Genomic DNA, 23,669 nt, shown 5'->3' on the forward strand with positions numbered 1-23,669 from the left:
CCGGATAAAGGCACCTTGCGCCGCCGCCGCAGGACAATGCAACCGCCCCGCTTCCGCCGACCCTGGACCTGTTCTAGGAAGGAGGCATGACAGAGCTTCCCCGTATCGCGCGCCTGCCTTCGGTCTGCCCGCATGATTGCCCCTCGGCCTGCTCGCTCGAGGTCGAGGTCATCGACGGCAGGACGATCGGCCGTGTCCGCGGCAACAAGCGCCAGAGCTACACGGACGGTGTGATCTGCGCCAAGGTCGCCCGCTACGCCGAGCGCATCCATCACCCGGACCGGCTGCTGCATCCGCTGCGCCGCACCGGCCCGAAGGGCTCCGGCGCCTTCGAGCGCATCTCCTGGGACGAGGCACTGGACGAGATCGCCCGGCGTTTCCTTGCGATCGAGGCCGAACACGGCGCCGAGGCGGTCTGGCCCTATTACTATGCCGGCACCATGGGCCTCGTGATGCGCGACGGCATCAATCGCCTGCGTCACGCCAAGCGCTATTCCGGCCAGTTCTCGACGATCTGCACGACGACGGCCTGGACCGGCTTCATCGCCGGTACCGGCCGGCTCGCCGGCCCCGATCCGCGCGAGATGGCCAAGTCGGATTGCGTGGTGATCTGGGGCACGAACCCGGTGCACACGCAGGTCAACGTCATGCACCACGCCGTCAAGGCGCGGAAGGAGCGGGGCGCGAAGATCGTCGCGATCGACATCTACCGCAACGCCACGCTCGACCAGGCTGATCTCCCGCTCGTGCTCAAGCCCGGCACCGACGGTGCGCTCGCTTGCGCCGTCATGCATGTGCTCTTCCGCGACGGCCATGCCGACCGCGACTATCTCGCCCGCTTCGCGGATGCTCCGGAGGAGCTGGAGGCCCATCTTTCCACCCGCACGCCGGAATGGGCGGCGGCGATCACCGGCCTCTCAGTCGCCGAGATCGAGGAATTCGCTACCCTTATCGGTACCCGCAAGAAGAGCTTCTTCCGGCTCGGCTACGGCTTTGCCCGCCAGCGCAACGGCGTGGTCAATATTCACGCGGCATCGTGCATCCCGACTGTGACCGGCGCCTGGCAATACGAGGGCGGCGGCGCCTTCCACTCGAACAGCGGCATCTACAAATGGCGCAAGGGCCTGATCGAGGGCCTCGACAAGATCGACCGCAATGTCCGTCAGCTCGACCAGTCGCAGATTGGCCGCGTCCTCACCGGCGATGCGCAGGCACTGCGCCAGGGCGGGCCGGTCAAGGCGCTGTTCATCCAGAACACCAATCCGGTCACGGTCGCGCCCGAGCAGGAGCTGGTGAAGCGCGGCTTTGCCAGCGACGACCTCTTCACCGTCGTGCACGAGCAGTTCATGACCGAGACTGCGCAGATGGCCGACATCGTGCTGCCGGCGACGCAGTTCATGGAGCATGACGACCTCTACCAGGGCGGCGGCCACCAGCACATCATGTGGGGCGGCAAGCTCGTCGACCCGCCGGGCGAGTGCCGCTCCAACCATGAGGTGATCTGCGCCCTGGCGCAGCGCCTCGGCGCCGAGCATCGCGGCTTCGCGATGACCCCGCGCGAGATCGTCGACTGGACCTTGCAGGAAACCGGCCGCGGCACGCTGGAAGAGCTGGTCGCCAATGATTTCATCGACATCCAGCCGGATTTCGAGACGGCGCATTACCTCAAGGGCTTCGGCTGGCCGGGCGGCAAGTTCCGTTTCAAGCCGGACTGGACCAAGGTGCCGAACAGCAATGCCGGCCTGGTCGGCCCGCACGAGACACTGCCCTCATTGCCCGATCATTGGGCGGTGATCGAAGCGGCCGACGCCGAGCATCCGTTCCGGCTCGCCACCAGCCCGGCCCGCAACTTCCTGAATTCGAGCTTCACCGAGACGCCGACCTCGCAGAAGAAGGAGGGCGCGCCGACCTTGATGCTGCACCCGGCTGATGCGGCGGCGCTCGGCATCGCCGCAGGCGATCATGTCACCGTCGGCAATCGGCGCGGCTCGGTCGAGCTCGACGCGGTGCTGTTCGACGGGCTGGTACGCGGTGTTGCCATCGCCGAGTCGATCTGGCCGAACGGCGCCCATCGCGGCGGCCGCGGCATCAACACCATCACCGGCGCCGACTCGCCGGCGCCCTATGGCGGCGCCGCCTTCCACGACAACAAGGTCTGGATTCGCAAGGCGGTGTGACCTTTGCGTCATTGCTTTTTCGCTGGCGCTATGGACCATCCGCGCCCGGGCGACGGCATGGCCTGTCAAGGGGAGATTCGGGTCTCCCGGGCTCGGCCGCGGAAACGGACAGTGCGAACAATGATCAAGCGGCGGGTTGGTGCGGTCCTCTGGGCTGCTGGGTTGTCCTTGTTGGTTTCCGCCGGAGCGGCGCTGGCTGCCGGCAGCACGAGTTCCCTGCCGCCGCCGGACCCGACGGCGAAGAACCTGACGCCCTACATGATCCAGCTGCGTGCCTTCGACGCCTGCCTGGTCACCCAGTCGCAGCTGATGAGCACGACCCGCGAGGCCGTGCACACCCCGTGCAGCTGCTACGCAAAGGGCACGGTCAACGCCATGACCAAGGACGAGCTCCAGGCCTTCCGCGACACCGGCTATTTCAACGACTCGGCCCGCGAGAAGGGCTTCGAGTTCATCGACCGCTGCAAGCTCAAGCGGCCCTGACAGGACGGCGGCCTACGCCGCCTCGTCCTTGAAATAGCGCGAGCGCATGCGCCCGGCATAGGCGACGAGGTTGGCGTGCTCCTGCAGCGCGCCACGGATCGGCGAGTCGAAGACGTCGCATAGCCCTGCGATCATGAAGGCACCGAGCGTCGCATCGGCCCCGGATGGATCGGGCCCGGTCAGGTAGGGATTGCCGCCAAGGATTCCGGCGAGCGCGTCGAGCGCCCGCCGCCCCAGCTCCAGCCGCTCGGCGTCGCTGTGACGGCCGATGCCGTGGCCATGCAGGTTACGGCTGATCCGGCGCTTGATCATCGCGATGACCAGCGGCCGCAGCGGTGCGGGCACGGCGTCGAAGAAGCGGCGCGGTCCGCGGTCGAAATTGGCAGGATTTGCCCAGCGCTCCTGCACCACCAGCCAGTAGACCTGATCCTCGAGCATCTTCTCGACCGCCCAGGCCGTGCCGCGCTGCTCGGCTGACAGGCCCTTGTCAAAATCGACCCCGTAATTCCGCTCCAGATACATCCGGATGAAGGTGGTGTCGGGGATTGTCTTGTCACCGTCGCGGAGCACCGGGAACTTGCCCTTCGGCGCCTTCTGCAGATTGCCGCGTACGCGGCGATAGGGCAGGCCGGACATCTCCATCAGAATGATGCCCTTCATGCAGAACGGGCTGGGGTCGGGCTGGCCGAAGGCGGGCCCGAAGACGTGAAGCTCCAGCATGTTTCCTCCCCGACCGATGCATTCGGTATGCAGCATGCGCTGCTGCCACGCTCCTGACAATTGATGTCAGGGCGAGTAGAGCAGGATGAGCTTACGCCATCTTCCTATCAGCGGAACTATGCCATGCAGCGTGCTGAACGTTTGCTCGATCTGATTCAGGGGCTGCGCCGCCGGCGTCGCCCCGTCACCGCCGAGACGCTCGCTTCCGAGCTCGATGTCTCGGTCCGCACCGTCTATCGCGACATCGCCGCGCTGTTGCGCCAGGGCGTGCCGGTACGCGGTGAGGCCGGCATCGGTTATGTCCTCGACGCCGGCTTCGACCTGCCGCCGCTGATGTTCTCGCCCGACGAGATCGAGGCGGTGCTGGTCGGCATGCGCTGGCTCTCGGAGCGCGCCGATCCGACGTTGGCGCGCGCCGCCGAGGACGTCGTCGCTAAGGTCGCGGCGGTGCTGCCGCCGCATTTGCGTCCGATCCTGCTCGACGGCGCGCTGTTCGCGCCGGCCTATTGCAAGGATTCGGCGATCGTCGACCAGGTCGACGCCGCGGCGATCCGCGCCGCGATCCGCAATGGCCGCAAGCTCGACATCGCCTATCGCGACGAGGCTGGCGCCGAATCGCGGCGGATGATCTGGCCGATCGGCATGACCTTCTTCGACCGGGTCCGCGTCGTCATCGCCTGGTGCGAGCTTAGGCAGGCCTTCCGCCATTTCCGCACCGACCGCATCGCCGAGCTCACCGCCCGCGAGGAGCGCTATCCCGCCCGCCGCGCCGACCTGTTTCGGCGCTGGCAGAAGGAGGAGCAGGAGGCTGCCGCCCGCCGGGCGATGGAGCAGCACGGCTTGCAGGGTGAGGCGGTGCCGGTGCAGTAGCGACGGGGCGGGTGCGTCATGCTCGGGCTTGACCCGAGCATCTCTGGCCGGAGGAGGCTCCAGTCAGCGCCTTCTCGTCATAAGATTCCCGGGTCTGCGCTTCGCTCCGCCCGAGGATGACGCATGGGGGAAGCTAAGCGCCGACCGCCGTCCCGTCTTCCAGCCTGGCCGCCCCGGACGCCACCAGCGCCAGCGCCTGCGGGTAGATCCGGTGCTCCTGTTCCAGCACCCGCGCCGACAGGCTGGCCTCGTCGTCGCCGGGCAGCACGGGCACTCTGGCCTGCAGGATGGTCGGCCCGGCGTCGAGCTCGGGCACGACGAAATGCACGGTGCAGCCATGCTCGGCGACGCCGGCTTCGAGCGCACGCGCATGGGTGTGGGTGCCGCGGAAGTCGGGCAGCAGCGACGGGTGGATGTTGATCATCCGGCCCTGCCAGCGCGTCACGAACCATGAGGTCAGCACGCGCATGAAGCCGGCGAGCACAACGAGTTCGATGCCGTGAGCCTGCAGTTCCGCGTCCAGCGCCCGCTCGAAAGCCTCGCGGTCTTTGCCGAAGGGGCGGTGGTCGACGCTGGCCGTGGCGATGCCGGCTGCGGCCGCCCGCTCCAGCCCGCCAGCATCCGGCAGATTGGCGGCGACCAGCACGATCTCAGCCGGAAAGTCGGCAGCCGTGGCCGCTTCGATCAGCGCGATCATGTTGGAACCGCGCCCGGAGATCAGGATCGCGGTCCGAACCCGCCTTGCCGTGCTCACAGGGCGAGCTTCCCGCGATAGGTGACAGCCTCCTCGGCGCCGCGCGCCGTGACCTCGCCGAGTCGCACCGGCTTCTCGCCAGCTTCAGCCAGCGCTGCCATGACGGCATCCGCCTGCGCCGCCTCGGCGACGACGATCATGCCGATGCCGCAATTGAAGGTGCGCAGCATCTCGCGCTCGGCGACGCCGCCGACCTGGGCGAGCCAGCCGAACACCGGCGGGACGCTGATCGCCGGCAGGTCGATCGCAACGCCGAGATCGTCGGGCAGCACGCGCGGGATGTTGTCGGGGAAGCCGCCGCCGGTGATGTGGGCGAGCGCCTTGATGCCCGGCGCCGCCTTCAGTGCCTGCAGCAGGCTCTTCACATAGATCCGGGTCGGCTCGAGCAGCGCCTCGGCCACCGTCTTGTCCGAGGCGAAGGGGGCGGGCGCCTCCCAGGCGAGGCCCGAGAGCGCGACGATGCGGCGGACCAGCGAATAGCCGTTCGAGTGCACGCCGGAGGAGGGCAGGCCGAGCACGACGTCCCCGGCGATGACATCGGCGCGCGGCAGCAGCGTGCCGCGCTCGGCGGCGCCGACGGCAAAGCCGGCAAGGTCGTAGTCGTTGCCGGCATACATGCCCGGCATCTCGGCGGTCTCGCCGCCGATCAGGGCGCAGCCGGCCTGGCGGCAGCCCTCGGCGATGCCGCGGACGATCTCGACGCCGGCCTTCGGGTCGAGCTTGCCGGTGGCGTAATAGTCGAGGAAGAGCAGCGGCTCGGCGCCCTGGACAACGAGGTCGTTGACGCACATGGCGACGAGGTCGATGCCGATGGTCGAATGCCGGCCGCTCTCGATCGCGATTTTGACCTTGGTGCCGACGCCGTCATTGGCCGCGACCAGGATCGGGTCGCTGAAGCCGGCGGCCTTGAGATCGAACAATCCGCCGAAGCCGCCGATCTCCGCGTCGGCGCCGGGCCGGCGCGTCGAGCGCACCAGCGGCTTGATCGCATCGACCATGGCATTGCCGGCATCGATGTCGACGCCCGCCTGCGCATAGGTCAGCCCGTTGGCGCCCGGTTTGGTCATCGGCTTCGCTCCTTAGAGCCTGTTTTACGGATCAGGTCGCTTCGACCTGACCAGATACTGCTCATGCTGCGCGAGCGAATAGGCAAGGGCAGGGCTGCGGGCAAGCCCTTCTGCGAAAGCGTTTCGCACTTCTCCCGTCCATGTTCTACCCTGAGCTGCGATTCAGTCGGCAGGTTTCCCGCGATGACGCTTCCGAACCTGATCACCATCGCCCGGCTGATCCTGGTGCCGCTGGTGATCGTCATGATCGTCAATGCCCGCTGGGACGAAGCCTTTTTCCTCTTCGTCGCGGCCGGTGTCTCCGATGCGATCGACGGCTTCATCGCCAAGCGCTTCGACATGAAGAGCGAGCTCGGCGCCTATCTCGATCCGCTCGCCGACAAGGCGCTGATCGTCTCGATCTACATAACCCTCGCCATCATCGGCATCATCCCGGTCTGGCTGGTGATCGTCGTCGTCTCGCGCGACCTGATGATCGTCACGGCGGTCATCCTGTCCTGGCTGTTGGAGAAGCCGGTGACGATCGCGCCCATCGTCGTCAGCAAGCTCAACACCGCCGCCCAATTGGTCTTCGCGGCGCTGGTGCTCGGTTCGAAATCCTTCGAGATCGACGTCGGCGCCATCATGCCTGCGGCGCAGATCATCGTTGCGGCCTTGACGCTCGCCTCCATGGGCGCCTACCTCGCGCTCTGGCTGCGGCACATGGCCGGCTGAACCGACAGCTTGGATGATCCCCGGCGGATCACCATAATCAGGGACCGAGAGGTTCCGTAGAGGCGAGTGCATGAGTCTTCAGCGTCAACTGCTCTTCTGGCTGCTTGCCCTCGCTGTCCTCGTGCTCGCGCTGATGCTGTTCCGCGATGTGCTGCTGCCCTTCATCGCGGCGCTGGCGCTGGCTTATCTGCTCGATCCGCTGGCCGACCGGCTGGAGCGCTGGGGCCTCAGCCGGCTCACCGCGACGATCGCGATCCTCTGCCTGTTCCTGCTCGTCTTCGTCGCCGGGCTGGTGCTGCTCGCCCCGCTGCTCAGCCAGCAGCTCGCCGGGCTGGTGGCGCGCCTGCCGGGCGACGCGGCCAAATTGCAGGCGCTGATCATGGAGCGCGGCGCGCCTCTGATCGAGCGCTTCGGCGGCGCCAAGCTGGCGCAGGATGCCCAGAGCTCGCTCGGCAACCTCGTCGGCGAGGCGACGAGCTGGGTCGGCAAGCTCCTGGGCTCGCTCTGGTCGGGCGGCACGGCCATCATCGGCGTGTTCTCGCTGCTGGTGCTCACCCCCGTCATCGCCTTCTACCTGCTCGCCGACTGGGACCGCATGGTCGCGACGGTCGATAGCTGGCTGCCGCTCGATCATCGCGACACGATCCGCGGCCTGCTGCACGAGATGGACGTCGCCATCGCTGGCTTCCTGCGCGGTCAGGCGCTGGTCTGCCTGCTGCTCGGGACGTTCTACGCGATCGGGCTGTCGCTGGTCGGCGTCAATTTCGGCGCGCTGATCGGCATCATCAGCGGCTTCCTCTCCTTCATCCCCTATGTCGGCTCGCTGACCGGCCTCGTGCTCTCCGTCGGCGTCGCCACCGTGCAGTTCTGGCCGGACTGGACGATGCCGCTGTTGACGCTCGCCGTCTTCGCCATCGGCCAGTTCATCGAAGGCAACATCCTGCAGCCCAAGCTCGTCGGCGACTCGATCGGCGTGCATCCGGTCTGGCTGATGTTCGCGCTGCTCGCCTTCGGCTCGCTCTTCGGCTTCGTCGGCCTGCTGCTCGCCGTGCCGCTGGCGGCGATCATCGGCGTGCTCGCCCGCTTCGTGCTGCGGCAATATCTCGCCAGCCCTTATTATCGCGGCCACACCGGCCAGGTACCTGTGCCCCGTGCCGAACCCTGAGCCGCCGGTGAAGCCGCGCCAGCTCGCCTTCGACCTGCCGGTCGACAGCCGCCACGGCGTCGAGGATTTCCTCGTCGGCCCCTCGAATGAGCAGGCCTATGGACTGATCGAGAGCTGGCCGGGCTGGCCGGCCTCCTGGCTGCGTCTGGTCGGCCCGGAAGGGGCGGGCAAGACGCATCTCGCCGCGATCTGGGCGGCGCGTGCCCATGCCTGGACGCTGTCCGCCGCCGAGCTCGACGAGGCCAAGGTGCCGCATCTGGCTTCAGGTGGCGCGCTGGTGATCGAGGATTGCGACCGCGCTCCGCTCGACGAGCCGGCGCTGTTCCATCTGCTCAACGCCACCAAGGCGCGCGGCGCCTCCGTGCTGCTGACGGCACGGACGGAGCCGGGGCAATGGGGCCTGAAGGTGCCGGACCTGCTCTCGCGCCTGCGCCTGGCGCCGCAGGCCGAGATCGCGCCGCCGGACGATGCACTGCTGCGCGCGCTTTTGGTCAAGCTCTTCGTCGACCGCCAACTTATCGTCGACACCGGCACGATCGAAGCGCTGGCGCTGCGGATGGAGCGCTCCTTCGCCGCGGCGCGCGATCTTGTCGACGCACTCGACAGGCTTTCGCTCGAGCGTGGCCGGCGCGTCACCCGCGCCATGGCCACCGAGGTGGTCGCCTCGCTTTTCCCGGACGAGTGAGGCTTTAGGCCTTCGCCGTATTCGCCGTGCCGGTCAGGCGGGCATGGATCGTCTCGATCAGCAGGTCGTGCGCCCGCGCCGCGATCGCGTCGAGCGACGGCGTCTTGACGAACATGGCGGCTGCCTTCTCGGTCAATTCCTCGCGGCTCGGCAGGGTCGGCATGTGCCATTGCGCAATCGCGTCCTGCGCCTGCGCCTGCATCGCATGCAGTTGCTCGCTGGCCCGCGCCTGGAGGGCGGCGAGCGCTTCGCGGAACTCCGGCAGCGTCAGCGTCGGCAGGTGCAGCTCGGGCAGGCCGGGCACGTTGGCATAGGCGTCGCGCACGGATTGGACGATGCGCTCCACCGGGACGGAGGCGGCGAGCCGCTCGGCCGAGCGCTCGATCACGCGCGGCGGCAGCGCCTGCGAGCGCTCGACCACGGCCTGCGGCGGCGCCTTCAGATCCCAGGTCAGGCGCAGCTTCGACAGGCCGAGGATCAGGTAATAGGTCGGATCCCACTGCCACCAGCGAAAACCCTGGCGGACGCTGTACTGATAGGCGTGGTGATTGTTGTGCCAGCCTTCGCCCATGGTGATGATCGCCAACCACCAGTTGTTCCGGCTCTCGTCGCCGGTGACATAGTCCTTGTCGCCATGCACATGCGCCAGCGAGTTGATGCAGAAGGTGCCGTGGTAGACCGCGACCGTCGACCAGAAGAAGCCGACGAACAGCCCGCTCCAGCCATCGATGGCAAAGCAGATCAGCGCCAGCGCGAAGGCCGGCAGCAATTCGAACCGGTGCAGGAAGGCGAGCTCGGGAAAGCGCGTCAGGTCGGTGACGGTGGAGGTGTCGCAGCGATCATGGCCGTTGCTGAAGATCCAGCCGACATGGGAGTAGAAGAACGAGGTCAGCACCGGCGAGTGCACGTCGTGCTCTGTGTCGGAGAAGCGGTGGTGGTGCCGGTGCTTCGAGGCCCACCAGATCACGCTCTTCTGCGCCGTCGACTGGGCGAAGAGGGCGAGCACGAACTGGCCGGCCCGGCTGGTCTTGTAGGTCCGGTGCGAGAAGTAGCGGTGGTAGCCGCCGGTCACCGCGAACATGCGCAGCCAGTAGAGACCGAAGGCGAGCCAGAGCGAGGTCGCGCTGACGCCGCTCCAGAGCGCACCAAAGCAGGCCAGATGCGCCAGCACGAAGGGAATGGCCGAGGGGTAGACGATGTCGCCGTGGTCGTCGGCTTGCTGGTTCTGCTCTGACAAGTTCGCTCTCTGGACTACGTTTGAAGGCATGCGGGATTCACATGCCGACCAAACAGCAGGGGCGTAACGGGTGCAAGCGCCGTCAGCGTCGCAGCACAGGAAATGGCGGGAAATTGACGACCATGCGCAGCGCGGCGGCGCTGAGTAGCGCAGCGATGAACGGCCAGTACGCCATGTCGAGCTGGGCGCGCTTGCCGAAGGTGACCATGAAGCTCAGCCAGATGTACCAGGCGCCGAACAGGTGCAGGCGGCGCCAGGCGACGGCGCCGATCCATGCGGCCGTCCGATCGAAGGAGGTCGCCGCCATCGCCACGATCACGAGATAGGCGCTGCCGCCGGCGACCAGCATGCTCGACCCGCCCAGCTCCGCGAACAGCTTCGGATCGGTGACGGCAAGCGCGACGATAGCGATGGCGTGCAGCAGATGCGAGACGGCGAAGCTGAGGCCGAGCTGTCGCCGGTTGCGCAGCTGCCAGCGCGTCCACGGATTGGGGCAGATGCGGAACAGCGCAGAGGCGGTGAAGGCAAGCAGGAAGAGGACGAGCGAGGTCCGCGCTGTCAGCCGAATGGCCATGCGAATGCCCTCGCTGCTGCCAGCGGAAACAAACGCGGCAAGGGCTGCGATGGTCAGGATTGCAGTGAGCGCGCCCAATAGCGGCCAGCCTTCCAGGCCAATCGGAAGTGCCGGGCTGCGTTTTGGTTCGTTCGACATTGTCGCTACCCGCTTGAGTGCCATTAGAATGTAATCAATGATTACATTCTAATGGAGGGATGGCAATGGAATGTAATCGGCGATTACATGATCGTGATGGCCCGGTATGGCGGCTTAAGCTCGGCTGCTGTTGGCCGGGGAACTCGGCTAGGCTCGCTGCGATGAGCACGACGAAAGCGAATCGGACGGGACCGAGCGGGAACGCAGCGAGCGCCTCGTCCTATCATCACGGCAATCTGCGCGAGGCGCTGATCGCGGAAGGGCTGGCGCTGGCTGCCGAAGGCGGGCTCGATGCGGTCAGCATTCGCGAGGTCGCGCGCCGCGTCGGCGTCTCGCCGGCGGCGCCCTTCCGGCATTTCCCCGACAAAGTGGCGTTGATGACGGCGGTGGCCGAGGAGGCGATGGCGCGCTTCCGGGTCGAGATCGCCGCCGCGCTGGCTCGCGAGACCAGCGATGACCCGATCCGGCGCATCCGCGCCATCGGCAAGGCCTTCCTCGACTGGGCGAGGCGCAATCCGACGCATTTCGAGATCATCTCTTCGCGCCGGGCGATCGATTTCGCCGGCTCGGCCTCGCTGGGCGCAGACAATGCCCAGATCCAGGCGCAAATGGTCAGCCTGCTCGAGGAGGCGGGCCGGCGCGGGCTCCTGCGCGTCGGCGATCCGCAACTGATCCAGATCACCGGGCGGGCGCTGGTCTACGGCCTGGCGCGCATGCTGATCGACGGGCAGTTCCCGAGTTGGGGTATCGCGGAGAACGAAGCCGAGAACGTGATGGAACGCTCGCTCGATCTTTTCCTCGCCGGCTTGCTGAAACATCCGGTGAGCGAAGAGCGTTCATGACGTTTGCGTCTCGCCTGTCATCGAACCGTCACGCTACGATGGCTTCAAGGCGAGGGCGGCCGCTTCGGCTGCAAGCAAACCGACACATAGCACAGCTACAGGACCGGCAGTGGCACGAGCGGCGTCGACAGCGAGAGCAAAGCGCATGACCCAAGATGTGGCGGAATTGCCGGTCCCGAAGACGGTAGCCCCGGTTCCCTCGGCTGCAGACCTGCATCTCGACGAGGAGCTCAGGCAATCGCCGAAGCGCTTCATGAATCGCGAGCTGTCATGGCTGCAGTTCAATCGCCGGGTGATGGAGGAAGCCTCCAACCGCAACCATCCGCTGCTCGAGCAGCTGCGCTTCCTCTCGATCTCGGCGAACAATCTCGACGAGTTCTTCATGGTCCGCGTCTCCGGCCTGCGCGAGCAGCTCAAGGCGGGCGTGGTGACGCCGAGCCAGGATGGCCTCAGCCCGGCCGAGCAGCTCGCGGCCCTGGGCGAGGGTGTCGCGGCCCTGACCCGCGACCAGCAGATCCGCTGGACCGAGCTGAAGCAGGACCTGGAAGCGAACCGCATCATGCTGCTGCGCCCCGCTGATATCGGCGCGCAGGACCGCATCTGGCTGGAAGACCGCTTCTTGCACTATGTCTTCCCGGTGCTGACGCCGCTGGCGATCGACCCGGCCCATCCCTTCCCGTTCATCCCCAATCTCGGCTTCACCATCGCGCTCGCTCTTGAGCGGGTCAGCGACGGGCGCGCGCTCGACGCGCTGATCCGCGTGCCGGTGAAGGTGGACCGCTTCATCGAACTGCCTGACCTTGCCCGCGAGGGCGTCCAGCGCTTCATCATGCTGGAGGATCTTGTCTCGCTCTTCATCGCCAAGCTCTTTCCTGGCTACGAGGTCAAGGGGACCGGCTCCTTCCGCATCATCCGCGACTCCGACCTCGACATCGAGGAGGAGGCGGAGGACCTGGTCCGCGTCTTCGAGACCATGCTGAAGCAGCGTCGCCGCGGCGTCGTCATCCGTCTCGAGCTCCATTCCGACATGCCGGCGCATCTGCGCAGCATGATCATCCGCGAGCTCAAGGTCGATCCTGACGAGATCGTGGTCGTCGATGGCATGATCGCCCTGAACGAATTGTCCCAGCTCGTTGGCGCCGACCGGCCGGACCTGAAGTTCAAGCCCTATAATGCCCGCTTTCCCGAGCGCATCCGCGAGCATGGCGGCGACTGCTTCGCCGCCATCCGCCAGAAGGACCTGATCGTCCACCACCCCTATGAGAGCTTCGACGTCGTCGTGCAGTTCCTGCAGCAGGCGGCGCGCGATCCCAACGTGGTCGCGATCAAGCAGACGCTCTATCGCACCTCCTCGAACTCGCCGATCGTCCAGGCCCTGGCGGAGGCCGCCGAGGCCGGCAAGTCGGTGACCGCGCTGGTCGAGCTCAAGGCGCGCTTCGACGAAGAAGCGAACATCCGCTGGGCCAAGGATCTCGAGCGCGCCGGCGTCCAGGTCGTCTACGGCTTCATCGAGCTCAAGACCCACGCCAAGCTCTCGATGGTGGTGCGCCGCGAGGCCGGCCAGTTCGCAACCTATTGCCATATCGCGACCGGCAACTACCACCCGATCACGGCGCGCATCTATACCGACGTCTCCTTCTTCACCGCCGACCCGGTGATGGCGCAGGACGTCGCCCGCATCTTCAACTTCATCACCGGCTATGCCGAGCCGGCCGAGCTTGAGCGCATGGCGGTCTCGCCGGTCAACCTGAAGAAGCGCCTGCTCGACGACATCGCCGAGGAGGTCGCGCATGTGAAGGCCGGCCGCAGGGGCGCGATCTGGGGCAAGTGCAACTCGCTGGTCGATCCCGAGATCATCGACGCGCTCTACGACGCCAGCCAGGCCGGCGTGCAGATCGACTTCGTCGTGCGCGGCATCTGCTGCCTCAGGCCCGGCGTGCCAGGGCTCTCCGACAATATCCGCGTCAAGTCGATCGTCGGGCGCTTCCTGGAACACACCCGCGTCTATGCCTTCGGCGCCGGCCACGGCATGCCCTCGGCCAAGGCCAAGCTCTACATTTCCTCGGCCGATCTGATGCCGCGCAATCTCGACCGCCGCGTCGAGGCGCTGACGCCGATTCTGAACGCGACAGTCCACCAGCAGATGCTCGAGCAGATCATGCTGGCGAACTTTCTCGACAACGAACAGAGCTGGACCATCTTGCCCGATGGCGGCTCGCGACGCATTGTCCCGCCATCGGCCGAAGAGTCGTTCAACGCCCACAAGTATTTCATGACGAATCCGAGCCTGTCTGGTCGTGGTAAATCTCTCTCCAGTTCGAGCCCTCGCAGCCTCTCCCGCCGCGCCGGCAAGAAGGCCTGAGCAGGCTTCGGGCCGGCTGAGCGTCGACGACACCATTGCGATCATCGACATCGGCTCGAACTCGGTCCGTCTCGTCGTCTACGAGAATCTGTCGCGGGCGCCCGCGCAGGTCTTCAACGAGAAGGAGATGGCGGGCCTCGGCCGGCAGGTCGCCTCGACCGGCATGCTGGCGCAGGATGCGATCGACAAGGCGCTCTCGGCGCTGGTGCGCTTCCGCATCCTCTGCGAGGCGATGCATGTCGGGCAGCTCAGGGTCATCGCCACGGCGGCGGCCCGCTATGCCTCGAATGGCCCCGACTTCATCGCACGGGCGGAAGCGGCCGTCGGCCAGAAGATCGAGCTGATCTCCGGCGACCGCGAGGCCTATCTCTCGGCGCTCGGCGTGATCTCCGGCTTCGACCAGCCGCATGGCGTCGTCGGCGACCTCGGCGGTGGCTCGCTCGAGCTGATCTCGGTCGACGGCGACAAGGTCGGGGAGGGGATCAGCCTGCCGCTCGGCGGCCTGGCGCTGATCGACCGCTCGAGGAGCTCGATGAAGGCGGCCGAGAAGATCGTCCGCGACGATCTCGACCATCACCCGCAGCTCGCCGCCATGCGCGGGCGCGATTTCTACGCCGTCGGCGGCACCTGGCGTGCGCTGGCGACCCTGCATCAGCGCCAGTCGGGCTACCCGCTCAACGTCATGCACGGCTATATCGTGCCGGCGCGCGAGGCGAGCGACTTCGTCCGGCTGGTCGAGCGCGCCGACGCCTCGATGCTGGAAGCGATCGAGGCGGTCTCCTCGGCACGGCGTCCGCTGCTCGCCTATGGCGCGCTGGTGCTCGACCAGATCATCAAGCGCGGCCGGCCGCGCAATGTCGTGATCTCCGCCAATGGCGTGCGCGAAGGCCTGCTGCACGAGCAGCTCGACGAAAGCGAGCGCTCTGCCGACGCGCTGCTGCGCGGCGCCGAGGACTACAACCAGCTGCGTGCTCGCGATCCGCGCCATGCCGCCGACTTGATCACCTGGACCGACAAGCTCGTCGCCAGCGCCTATCCGCACGACGACCCGGCCTTGCAGCGGCTGCAGCTCGCTGCCTGCCTGCTCTCCGACATCGGCTGGCGCGCCCATCCCGACTATCGCGGCGAGCAGACGCTGAACGTCATCGCCCATGCCTCGTTCAGCGGCGTCGATCATGCCGGCCGCGCCTTCCTGGCGCTGACGGCGTTCTATCGCTATGCCGGCCTGAAGGCCTCGGCGCCGGCGGCCGAAGGGCTGCGGCGGCTGCTGACGATGCGCCTGCTCGAACGCATGCACATCCTCGCCGCGGCCTTCAGGGTCGCTTATCTGATCTCGGCCGGCATGCCGGGCATCCTGTCGCGGGCGCCGCTGGCCTGCGTCGATAGCCGGCTCGTCCTGCGCCTGCCGGATGATCTGAAGTCGCTGGCGAGCGAACGCGTTACCGGGCGGCTGAAGCAGCTCGCCAAGCTGCTCGGGCGCGAGATCGACCTTCGCTGAGCCGCGAGATCTTTTCTAGCGCGTTATCAGGCCCTGGAAGGCCGTCGGCTGGATCGAGATCCGGCCGACGAAGGGCCGGTCATGCGCCAGGATGACGAAATAGGCGGCCGAGGCGACCAGCAGATAGAGATGCGCGGCCACGATCTGCGTGCGCAAGGCGTGGCTGTTGCAGATGATGATTGCGAGCAATGTCGTCGTCGAGATCAGCCACATCGCGAACCATTGCGCCCAGGTGATGCCGGCGATCGAGGCTGCCAGCCGCGCCTGTCGGGCGTGACGGATCTCGAGAAGCTGGTTGAGCAGCGGCGAATAGGCCGCCGCGGCATTTTGCCGGGACACCAGATGGATGGCGCCGAGCAAGTGCTTTTCCGACTGATCGAAGACGGGGTCGCTGAGCAGCCTGCTTCTGGCCATCGCCGGCCAGTCGATCGCGACGACCTCGCGCAGATAGGCCTGTAGCCCGCTGGTCAGCTCGGACCGCGTCTCCTCCGGCAGCACCACCGAAAGGGTGAGCGCGGTCTCGACCGCATCGGCCTCACGCTGTACCGCCGTGCGGGCCGACACGGCATCGTTCCAGATGCCGGCGGCCGAGAAGGCGACGATCAGCGCGAACAACCCTCCGCAGGCATTGATGACGGAATCGCGGATCGGCAGCGGCTGGTCCAGCCGGTAGCCGAGCCGTGGAATGGCGAAGCGCACGAGGCCGATCAGCAGCCAGCAGACCGCAAGGCTCAGCGCCAGCACGGCGAGGAACATCGCCGCCAGCGGCAATTGATGGAACAGGATGAACACGTCGCCCCCGGGAATCTGTCAGCGCTCGAACGATCGCAACAGACCTCAGTTTCGTCGCGCCGGACAAGCCCCGCCTTCCGAATAGACCGGAACAGGCTTTCCCGGTGGTGACCGTCTAGCCGACCGTTACCCGCCCGCGCACGATCTTGAGCGAGAGCGAGCCGTTCTTCAGCGCCAGCGCCTTCTCGCCGAAGATCTCGCGGCGCCAGCCATGCAGCGCCGGCACATCCGCTTCGTCGTTACCGGCGATCTCCTCGAGGTCGTCGGTGGAGGCGATGATCTTCGGCGCGACGCGCTCGGCATCGGCAGTCGCCTTGAGCAGCACCTTGAGCAGGTCGAGCACGGCGCCGTTGCCTGGCCGGCCGCGCTCGCGCTCCAGCCGGGGCAGGTCGCGCGGATCGATCGCCAGCGCCCGCTCGATCGCGGCGAGCACCTCGCCGCCGGCGCGCGAGCGTTCGAAGCCGTTCGGCACGGAGCGCAATTCGCCGAGCGCCTCGGTTGAGCGCGGCGCGCGCTGGACGATGTCCATCAGCGCATCGTCCTTGAGCACACGCTGGCGCGGCACGTCGCGATGCTGCGCCTCGCGCTCGCGCCAGGCGGCGAGCTCCATCAGCACCGCCAGCTCCTTTGGCTTGCGCAGGCGCCCCTTGAGCCGTTGCCAGGCATTCTCGGGCTTGACCTCGTAGGTGCCGGGCGAATTCAGCACCGCCATCTCCTCGGCGACCCAGCTCTCGCGGCCGCTGGCGGCGAGATCGGCCTGCAGCGCGAGGTAGATGTCGCGCAGATGGGTGACATCCGATTCGGCATAGACCAGCTGCGCCTCGCTGAGCGGGCGGCGCGACCAGTCGGTGAAGCGCGAGGACTTGTCGACGCGCGCCTTGGCGAGGTCGTTGACCAGCTGCTCGTAGCCGACCGAGTCGCCATAGCCGCAGACCATGGCCGCGACCTGCGTGTCGAACAGCGGCGTCGGCAGCACGCGGCCGAGCATCCAGACGATTTCGAGGTCCTGCCGGGCGGCATGGAAGACCTTGACCACGTTCTGGTCGGTCATCAGCGCCATGAAGGGGGCGAGATCGAGCCCCTCGGCCAACGGGTCGACCATGACGGCCTCGTCCGGCGAAGCGATCTGGACCAGGCAGAGCTTCGGGTAATAGGTCGTCTCGCGCAGGAATTCGGTGTCGACGGTGACGAACGGGTGCGCGGCGAGGCGGGAGCAGGCGTCAGCCAGCTCTTCGGTGGTATTGATCAGCTTCATGGCAGGCGCTCTTAGCAGATGAAAGCGCGCCATGTCGCGGGCGTTCTTGACAACCGCGCCGCGCGCGTGTGGTTACGGCGCCAAATCGCTTGCGCGCCCGACCACGGCCGCATGGACGCCCGGAAAGCTGAACCCGTGACCCTGCATCGCTACCGTTCCCACACCTGCGGCGCGCTCCGCGAGAGCGATATCGGCGCGTCCGTGCGCCTCTCCGGCTGGTGCCATCGCATCCGCGACCATGGCGGCGTGCTCTTCATCGATCTGCGCGACCATTACGGCCTGACCCAGGTCGTGGTCGATCCGGATTCGCCGGCCTTCGCCGATGCCGAGAAGGCCCGCTCGGAATGGGTCATCCGCATCGACGGCAAGGTCAAGCCGCGCCTCGCCGGCACCGAGAACGCCAACCTCGCCACCGGCGCCGTCGAGGTCTTCGCCACGGCGCTCGAAGTGCTGGGCCCCTCGGCCGAGTTGCCGCTGCCGGTCTTCGGTGACCTCGAATATCCCGAGGACACCCGCCTGAAGTACCGTTTCCTCGACCTGCGCCGCGACAAGCTGCACAGCAACATCATGCTGCGCACCAAGGTGATCGACTCGCTGCGCCAGCGCATGAAGTCGTCCGGCTTCTCCGAGTTCCAGACGCCGATCCTGACCGCGTCGTCGCCTGAGGGCGCGCGCGACTTCCTGGTGCCGAGCCGCCTGCATCCAGGCAAGTTCTACGCCCTGCCGCAGGCGCCGCAGCAGTACAAGCAGCTGATGATGATGGCGGGCTTCGACCGCTACTTCCAGATCGCGCCCTGCTTCCGTGACGAAGACCCGCGCGCCGACCGCCTGCCGGGCGAGTTCTACCAGCTCGACGTCGAGATGAGCTTCGTCGAGCAGGAAGACGTCTTCGCCACCATGGAGCCGGTGATCGCCGGCGTCTTCGAGGAATTCGGCGAGGGCAAGTCCGTCACCAGGAACTGGCCGCGCATCCCCTATGCCGAGGCGCTGCGCAAATACGGTTCCGACAAGCCTGACCTGCGTAACCCGATCGAGATGCAGGACGTTTCCGAGCATTTCCGCGGCTCGGGCTTCAAGGTCTTCGCCCGCATCCTCGAGGGTGAGAAGAACCGCGTCTGGGCGATCCCTGCGCCAGGCGGCGGCTCCCGCGCCTTCTGCGACCGGATGAACTCCTGGGCGCAGGGCGAGGGCCAGCCTGGCCTCGGCTATCTGATGGTCAAGGAAGGCGGCGAGGGCCAAGGCCCCATCGCCAACAACATCGGCCCCGAGCGCGTCGCGGGAATCGTCGCCCAGATGGGCCTGAAGGCCGGCGACGCCTGCTTCTTCGCCGCGGGCGATCCCGACAAGTTCTACAAGTTCGCCGGCAGCGCCCGGAACAAGGTTGGTTCCGAGCTCGGGCTGATCGACGAGAACGCCTTCGCCTTCGCCTGGATCGTCGATTTCCCGATGTTCGAGTGGAACGAGGACGAAAAGAAGGTCGACTTCTCGCACAACCCCTTCTCGATGCCGCAGGGCGGCCTGAAGTCGCTGACGGAGGATGATCCGCTAACGATCAAGGCCTTCCAGTACGACATCGCCTGCAACGGCTACGAGCTCGCTTCCGGCGGCATCCGCAACCACCGCCCCGAGGCGATGGTGAAGGCCTTCGAGATCGCCGGCTATGGCGAGGAGACGGTGATCGAGCGCTTCGGCGGCATGTACCGCGCCTTCCAGTATGGCGCTCCGCCACACGGTGGCATGGCTGCCGGCGTCGACCGCATCATCATGCTGCTCGCCGGCGCGACGAACCTGCGCGAGGTCGCGCTGTTCCCGATGAACCAGCAGGCCGTCGACCTCCTGATGGGCGCGCCCTCGCCGGCGACGCCGAAGCAGCTGCGCGAAGCGCATCTGCGCGTGAACCTGCCCGAAAAGGAAGGCTGAGCGACCCATGGCCTTCCTGCCTGCCGGGCGAGCCTTGCTGCTCGCCTGTTTCGTCGCGCTGCCGCTCGGCGCCTGCGTCGCCGGCCACGCCGAGACCGCCGCCGGGCGCGCCTCACTGCTGGCGACGACCGTGTCGCGCGCCATCGCCTGCAAGGCCGGCTCACCCCAGCGCACGACGCTGGACCGCTTCCTCGCCGCCGAGAAGGCGCGCGGGGCGAGCGACGATCAGCTTGCCGCGGCCCGCTCGGCCTATGTCTCGATCTCCGAGGCCGAGACGATCAACCAGGACATCCGTCCGCAGCCCTGCACCGCCGAGGAGCGGGCGACGCTGCGCGGCAAGATGAACGATGTCCGCGCCGGCCGCTTCGAAGCGCCCTGACCGTCCATGACTCTGCCGAAGCCCAGTCTCGTCGCGCTCGCGGCAATCGGCCTTGCCGGCTGCACCGCCGTCGGGCCGATGCCCGGCACGCCCGAGTTCACGGCCGCGCAGGTCTCGCGGGCCTATGATTGCGGGCTGAGGGTCGACCGGGGAGGTATCATCGCGCGACTGCCGGCCGAGCAGCGCGGCCGCTTCGTCGCCGCCAATGCGAGCTATGCGGTGAAGTCCTACAACGCGCCGCGCCGCTGCGAGGCGTCCGAGCGCGAGCGACTACAGGCGGAGTTGCGCCTGGGTTCCAAGCGCTGATCGGCTCTTGCCGAAAGCTGCTCATCCCGCGCAGATGCAGGCCATGAGCCATTCCGCTATCGACGTCACCGCCATCGTCGTCAGCTTCGACAGCGAGCAGGTGCTGCCGGCCTGCCTCGCTGCGCTGGCAGGCGAGGGCGTTGCGACCATCGTCGTCGACAATGCCAGCAGCGACGCTTCGCCGGAGCTCGCTGCAAGCCATGGTGCCCAGGTCCTGCGCAACGCGCGCAACGAGGGCTATGGCCGCGCCAACAACCAGGGGGGGCGCGCGGCGACGACGCCCTTCGTCCTGATCGTCAATCCCGATCTCGAAATCCAGCCCGGGGCGGTCGCAGCCCTGCTGGCGGCGGCGGAAGCTTATCCTGACGCGGCCGCCTTTGCGCCGCGGCTGGTCGAGCCGTCGGGCCGGATCTTCCTGCAGCCACGCTCGCTGCTCTCGCCCGATCATCTCAACCGGGCGCGCCGGATCGTCCTGCCTGAGGGCGATGCCTGCCTGCCCTTCCTGTCGGGCGCCTGCCTGCTGCTGCGGCGCGAGGTCTTCCTGGGGCTCGGGGGCTTCGATCCCGCGATCTTCCTGTTCTACGAGGATGACGATCTCTGCCGTCGCCTGCGCGAGGCCGGCCAGGCGCTGGTCCATGTCGACGCCGCTGGCGCCCGGCATGGGCGCGGCAAGTCGAGCGCGCCATCGCCGCAACGCCGTTTCACGGCGCGCTGGCATCTCGCCTGGTCGGAATGCCATGTCGCACGCAAATGGGGGCTGCCGCTGCCAGGTTCAGGAAAGATCGCCGAAAACCTCGCCAAGGCAATCGGTTACGGCCTGATCTTGAATCGCGACAAGATGTACGCCCATGCCGGCTCGGCCCTGGGCACGCTCGCCGGCCGGGCCGGCCGCAGTGCGCTGGCGCGACAGGGGCTGAGCGAGCAGCCGCTCCTCGCTGATGCGGACCCTGTCTCGCGATGATTTGGAGCATTTTCGAGCGAAGTGGGCACCGGTTCGCGTGAAGAAAATGCGAAAAGACAAATTATCTAGGGCGTGGCGCCGGGCAGGTCCTCGATGCGTTCGGACAGAAGCGTCGGAATGAGCCGCCTGATCTCAGCCTCCGGAAGCAGCCACCATTCGCTGTGCAGCAGTGCCGCGATGCGTTCCTCGCTCATCCGGTAGCGCACGATGCGGGCGGGATTGCCGGCGACGATCGCATAGGGCGGTACGTCCTTGGTCACCACTGCGCGCGCAGCCACGACCGCGCCATGGCCGATGCTGACGCCGGATAGGATGAGCGCCTGCGAGCCCAGCCAGACATCGGAGCCGATGACGACGTCGCCGCGCGAGACATCGGCGCCGGCCAGGCCCGCGGCGTCGGGCCAGAGGCCGGACATGGCGGGGAAGGGATATGTCGTCGCCCATTCGGTGCGGTGGTTGCCGCCGAGCAGGATCTCGACCCCGTCGGCGATCGAGCAGTAGCGGCCGATCGTCAGCTTCGCGCCGCTCTCGGCGAAGCGCACCTTGGGCCGGCCATAGGAATAGGCGCCGATCGTGATCTGGCCCGGCCAGCGCGCCACCAGATTTGCGAGATGAAGGCGCGTCTGGTTATGCGGGTTGATCCAGCGGCGCAGAAAGCCGCGTGGGCCGGTCGGGAGACCGGCCCACCAGGTGGCAAGGGCACCCGGGCGCCAGTCGGCGTCCGGAGCAGGCAGGATTGGCGAGCTCAACGCGCCGACCTCACTCCGCCGTGGCGTCAACATTGATCTTGTCAAAGATCTCCGTCGGCTCACCGAGCGCGATCACGTCGGCGAGGCCGAGACCGGCTGGCGTCTTGGCGGAGGCCTTGACGGTCAGCGTACCCGGCTTGGCGACGAAGCGGGCGACCGCGTTCGCCAGCGCCTTGGCGCCGTCGGACGGGCCGAGAATGGCCGCGAGGCCGAGGCTTGCCATCATGCCGTATTCGCGACGGACGTCCTCGACCTTGCGCTTCGACTTCTTCGCCTCGTTCTCGATCAGCTTCTCGGCGAGGCCGAGATTCTGCAGCTTCAGCTCGACATTCTTCGCGGTGGCGCCGAGCAGCGCGACCTGCGCCAGGGCGATATCACCGGTGAAGACCTCCTTGCCGATATTGCCGAGCATGCCGGTCGCGTCGAGCTTGGCCATGCCGGCGCCGCCGAGCGAGAGCGTACGGATAGCGAACTCCTTGCTCGCCTCCTGCCAGGCCAGCGCAAGTTTCGCCGAGAGGTCGATATTGCGGTAGCCCATCGCCAGCAGGTCCTTGGCGGCGGGATTGTCGGCGCTCTCGACGATCGGGAAGGTGATCTTGTCGAGCGTCAGCGTCATGTCGGTCGGGATGCCATTGAGCTGCTCGCCGGCCTTGAGCTCGAAATTGCCGAGGCCGACCTGGATCGGCGGGCCGGCCGGGCGGCCGCGCTTGCCATCCTGCGGCACGCTCATCTGCACGCCGCTCATCTTGACCGTGCCGAGCTTCGGGATGAAGCGGCGGAAGTCGAGCGTCTTGATGTCGACGGCGGAGTTGGCGACGGCCTTGACCTCGCGGATGACACCTTCCAGCGAGAAGCCGGAATAGCCGAGCAGGCCGATGACGCCCTTGGCGCCGCTGCCTTCGAACTGCAGCCCCTCGATGGCAACGCCTGACTTCTCAGGGGCGTCCTCGCCGAAGGCGATGCGCGAGAAGCGCATGTCCACCGGCTCCGCCTTGGCGCCGGGCTTGGGAGGCGTCTTCAGCGCCATCACGATGTCGCGGACCTCGCCACTGCCATAGTCGACGGCGTCGAAGATCTCGGCCATGGCGACGAGGAGTTTGCGGTCGCGCGCCTCGCCGATCGCCGGGTCTTCCTTGCTGTTGAGATTGCGCGAGGCCTTCTCCGATTCGTCGCTGAGCTCGGCGATGCGGGTCAGCAGCTCGCCCATCGGCTCAGAGGCGACGCGCGCCTTGAAACCACGCAGCGAGGCCTTGCCGGCGGTGACCTTGCCCTGCTCGCCGAGGTCGAGGACGTAGCCGTCCTGATCGATCTTGCCGATGATCGGCTGCAGCGCAGTGGTCTCGCCGGGCTTGGCCTTCTCGCCGAAGATGCGGGCGATCTGCATCAGGTCGAGCACTTCGAAGCTGGTGCGCTTGATCTCGCCGTTCATCGGGCCGGTGGCCGCGCCCTCGACCTTGATGGACCCGTCGCTCGATTCGCCGCGCCCGATCCGGCCTTCGCTGATGTCGAAGAACTTGATGTTGCGATAGGTGGTGACCTGCTTCTGCGGGCCGAACGTCTGCTCCATCACCAGGGTCGGGGCGCTGATTTCGCTGGCCGTGAGCTTGCCGAGCCGGGTGATTGCGCTCTCGCCGGGTTGGACCGCCTGGCTCGCGCCGGCGATCGCACCGGCCACGCCGCCGGCCGGGGTGGCGCTGGTGCCCGACAATAGCAGCGCGCGGAAGCTGTCGCGGTCGAGCGGCGTGCCCTTCACGTCGAGCTTCGGGATCGACACGACGAACTTGCCGAAGTCGAGCTTCAGATTGTCGAGCTGGAAGTCGGCGGCGGAAGCTGAGCCCGTCAGGAGGAGGAGCAGGAGCCCCGCCGTGGGCAGCGGCAGGGAGCTGGCGAGGCGGCGGCCGGACAAGATCGTCATTGATGGTCTCCTGAAGCATCGTCGAGGCCCGCGAGCGCATAGCCCGGGCCAAGCTCCGATTGGCGGCGTCAGAGGCGGATTCGCCGACGGCGCGGCAAATTCGCTT

22 protein-coding genes are annotated in these 23,669 nt (G+C 67.2%); 13 read left to right on the forward strand and 9 right to left on the reverse strand.

Annotated elements, in window-relative coordinates; all coding sequences use genetic code 11:
- The first annotated feature begins 86 nt into the window (after positions 1-86).
- Together GV161_RS24045 and GV161_RS24050 are read left to right on the forward strand one after the other, a co-directional pair.
- Positions 87-2,177 carry a molybdopterin-dependent oxidoreductase gene (locus tag GV161_RS24045; RefSeq protein WP_152014445.1) on the forward strand — a complete coding sequence of 697 codons (2,091 nt, stop codon included), beginning with the start codon at positions 87-89 and terminating at the stop codon, positions 2,175-2,177.
- Positions 2,178-2,348: 171 nt separating this feature from the next.
- On the forward strand, positions 2,349-2,660 hold the full coding sequence (locus GV161_RS24050; RefSeq protein WP_152014446.1) for a hypothetical protein: 312 nt from the start codon (positions 2,349-2,351) through the stop codon (positions 2,658-2,660).
- 12 nt (positions 2,661-2,672) lie between these two features.
- Here the strand turns inward: GV161_RS24050 and GV161_RS24055 are convergent, their stop codons facing one another.
- Positions 2,673-3,380 carry a glutathione S-transferase family protein gene (locus GV161_RS24055; protein WP_152014447.1) on the reverse strand — a complete coding sequence of 236 codons (708 nt, stop codon included), beginning with the start codon at positions 3,378-3,380 and terminating at the stop codon, positions 2,673-2,675.
- Between the two features lie 123 nt (positions 3,381-3,503).
- Here GV161_RS24055 and GV161_RS24060 point away from each other — a divergent pair, with 123 nt between their 5' ends.
- Positions 3,504-4,250, forward strand: coding sequence for a YafY family protein (locus tag GV161_RS24060; RefSeq protein ID WP_152014448.1), 747 nt, complete (start codon positions 3,504-3,506; stop codon positions 4,248-4,250).
- 133 nt (positions 4,251-4,383) lie between these two features.
- Here the strand turns inward: GV161_RS24060 and purN are convergent, their stop codons facing one another.
- Both purN and purM read right to left on the reverse strand, forming a co-directional pair.
- Positions 4,384-5,004, reverse strand: coding sequence for a phosphoribosylglycinamide formyltransferase (gene purN, locus GV161_RS24065; RefSeq protein ID WP_152014449.1), 621 nt, complete (start codon positions 5,002-5,004; stop codon positions 4,384-4,386).
- Positions 5,001-6,071, reverse strand: a complete 1,071-nt coding sequence (purM, locus tag GV161_RS24070; RefSeq protein WP_152014450.1) for a phosphoribosylformylglycinamidine cyclo-ligase — start codon at positions 6,069-6,071, stop codon at positions 5,001-5,003. Before purM ends, purN begins: the two co-directional genes overlap by 4 nt.
- A gap of 183 nt (positions 6,072-6,254) precedes the next feature.
- On the opposite strand from purM, the gene GV161_RS24075 reads away from it, so the two are divergent.
- The 3 genes from GV161_RS24075 (at position 6,255) to GV161_RS24085 (ending at position 8,635) form a co-directional block, all read left to right on the forward strand.
- Complete coding sequence (locus GV161_RS24075; protein ID WP_152014451.1) at positions 6,255-6,785, forward strand: CDP-alcohol phosphatidyltransferase family protein; 531 nt, start codon at positions 6,255-6,257, stop codon at positions 6,783-6,785.
- A gap of 70 nt (positions 6,786-6,855) precedes the next feature.
- On the forward strand, positions 6,856-7,950 hold the full coding sequence (locus GV161_RS24080; RefSeq protein WP_152014452.1) for an AI-2E family transporter: 1,095 nt from the start codon (positions 6,856-6,858) through the stop codon (positions 7,948-7,950).
- 7 nt (positions 7,951-7,957) lie between these two features.
- On the forward strand, positions 7,958-8,635 hold the full coding sequence (locus GV161_RS24085) for a hypothetical protein (protein WP_152014453.1): 678 nt from the start codon (positions 7,958-7,960) through the stop codon (positions 8,633-8,635).
- Positions 8,636-8,639: 4 nt separating this feature from the next.
- Here the strand turns inward: GV161_RS24085 and GV161_RS24090 are convergent, their stop codons facing one another.
- Both GV161_RS24090 and GV161_RS24095 read right to left on the reverse strand, forming a co-directional pair.
- Complete coding sequence (locus GV161_RS24090) at positions 8,640-9,872, reverse strand: acyl-CoA desaturase (RefSeq protein ID WP_244624051.1); 1,233 nt, start codon at positions 9,870-9,872, stop codon at positions 8,640-8,642.
- A gap of 82 nt (positions 9,873-9,954) precedes the next feature.
- Entirely contained in the window at positions 9,955-10,446 is a 492-nt protein-coding gene (locus GV161_RS24095; RefSeq protein ID WP_244624052.1) for a hypothetical protein, read from the reverse strand.
- 299 nt (positions 10,447-10,745) lie between these two features.
- On the opposite strand from GV161_RS24095, the gene GV161_RS24100 reads away from it, so the two are divergent.
- The 3 genes from GV161_RS24100 to ppx all read left to right on the forward strand — a co-directional run bounded on the left by GV161_RS24100 (position 10,746) and on the right by ppx (position 15,286).
- Positions 10,746-11,426, forward strand: a complete 681-nt coding sequence (locus GV161_RS24100) for a TetR/AcrR family transcriptional regulator (protein WP_152014456.1) — start codon at positions 10,746-10,748, stop codon at positions 11,424-11,426.
- A gap of 145 nt (positions 11,427-11,571) precedes the next feature.
- The gene (locus GV161_RS24105; protein WP_152014457.1) at positions 11,572-13,788 is read left to right on the forward strand and encodes an RNA degradosome polyphosphate kinase; all 2,217 of its coding nucleotides are present in this window, start codon (positions 11,572-11,574) and stop codon (positions 13,786-13,788) included.
- Complete coding sequence (ppx, locus tag GV161_RS24110; protein ID WP_152014458.1) at positions 13,724-15,286, forward strand: exopolyphosphatase; 1,563 nt, start codon at positions 13,724-13,726, stop codon at positions 15,284-15,286. The genes GV161_RS24105 and ppx overlap by 65 nt, the downstream gene beginning before the upstream one ends.
- 15 nt (positions 15,287-15,301) lie before the next feature.
- Here the strand turns inward: ppx and GV161_RS24115 are convergent, their stop codons facing one another.
- Complete coding sequence (locus GV161_RS24115; RefSeq protein ID WP_152014459.1) at positions 15,302-16,078, reverse strand: DUF4239 domain-containing protein; 777 nt, start codon at positions 16,076-16,078, stop codon at positions 15,302-15,304.
- A 115-nt stretch (positions 16,079-16,193) separates the two neighbouring features.
- Positions 16,194-17,333, reverse strand: coding sequence for a ribonuclease D (rnd, locus tag GV161_RS24120; protein ID WP_152014460.1), 1,140 nt, complete (start codon positions 17,331-17,333; stop codon positions 16,194-16,196).
- Positions 17,334-17,474: 141 nt separating this feature from the next.
- On the opposite strand from rnd, the gene aspS reads away from it, so the two are divergent.
- The 4 genes from aspS to GV161_RS24140 are packed head-to-tail and all read left to right on the forward strand — an operon-like array spanning position 17,475 to position 20,899.
- Positions 17,475-19,253: an aspartate--tRNA ligase gene (gene aspS / locus GV161_RS24125; protein ID WP_152014936.1), complete on the forward strand. Its 1,779-nt coding sequence runs from the start codon at positions 17,475-17,477 to the stop codon at positions 19,251-19,253.
- A 7-nt stretch (positions 19,254-19,260) separates the two neighbouring features.
- Positions 19,261-19,632, forward strand: a complete 372-nt coding sequence (locus GV161_RS24130; RefSeq protein ID WP_152014461.1) for a hypothetical protein — start codon at positions 19,261-19,263, stop codon at positions 19,630-19,632.
- 6 nt (positions 19,633-19,638) lie between these two features.
- Complete coding sequence (locus GV161_RS24135; protein ID WP_152014462.1) at positions 19,639-19,938, forward strand: hypothetical protein; 300 nt, start codon at positions 19,639-19,641, stop codon at positions 19,936-19,938.
- Positions 19,939-19,981: 43 nt separating this feature from the next.
- Positions 19,982-20,899: a glycosyltransferase family 2 protein gene (locus GV161_RS24140; protein WP_152014463.1), complete on the forward strand. Its 918-nt coding sequence runs from the start codon at positions 19,982-19,984 to the stop codon at positions 20,897-20,899.
- A 65-nt stretch (positions 20,900-20,964) separates the two neighbouring features.
- On the opposite strand, the gene GV161_RS24145 is transcribed toward GV161_RS24140, so the two are convergent.
- Together GV161_RS24145 and GV161_RS24150 are read right to left on the reverse strand one after the other, a co-directional pair.
- Positions 20,965-21,552, reverse strand: a complete 588-nt coding sequence (locus tag GV161_RS24145) for a CatB-related O-acetyltransferase (protein ID WP_244624110.1) — start codon at positions 21,550-21,552, stop codon at positions 20,965-20,967.
- Positions 21,553-21,658: 106 nt separating this feature from the next.
- Positions 21,659-23,563, reverse strand: a complete 1,905-nt coding sequence (locus tag GV161_RS24150; RefSeq protein WP_152014465.1) for a hypothetical protein — start codon at positions 23,561-23,563, stop codon at positions 21,659-21,661.
- Positions 23,564-23,669 lie beyond the last annotated feature (106 nt).

This window comes from Bosea sp. 29B (assembly GCF_902506165.1).
Classification (GTDB): domain Bacteria; phylum Pseudomonadota; class Alphaproteobacteria; order Rhizobiales; family Beijerinckiaceae; genus Allobosea.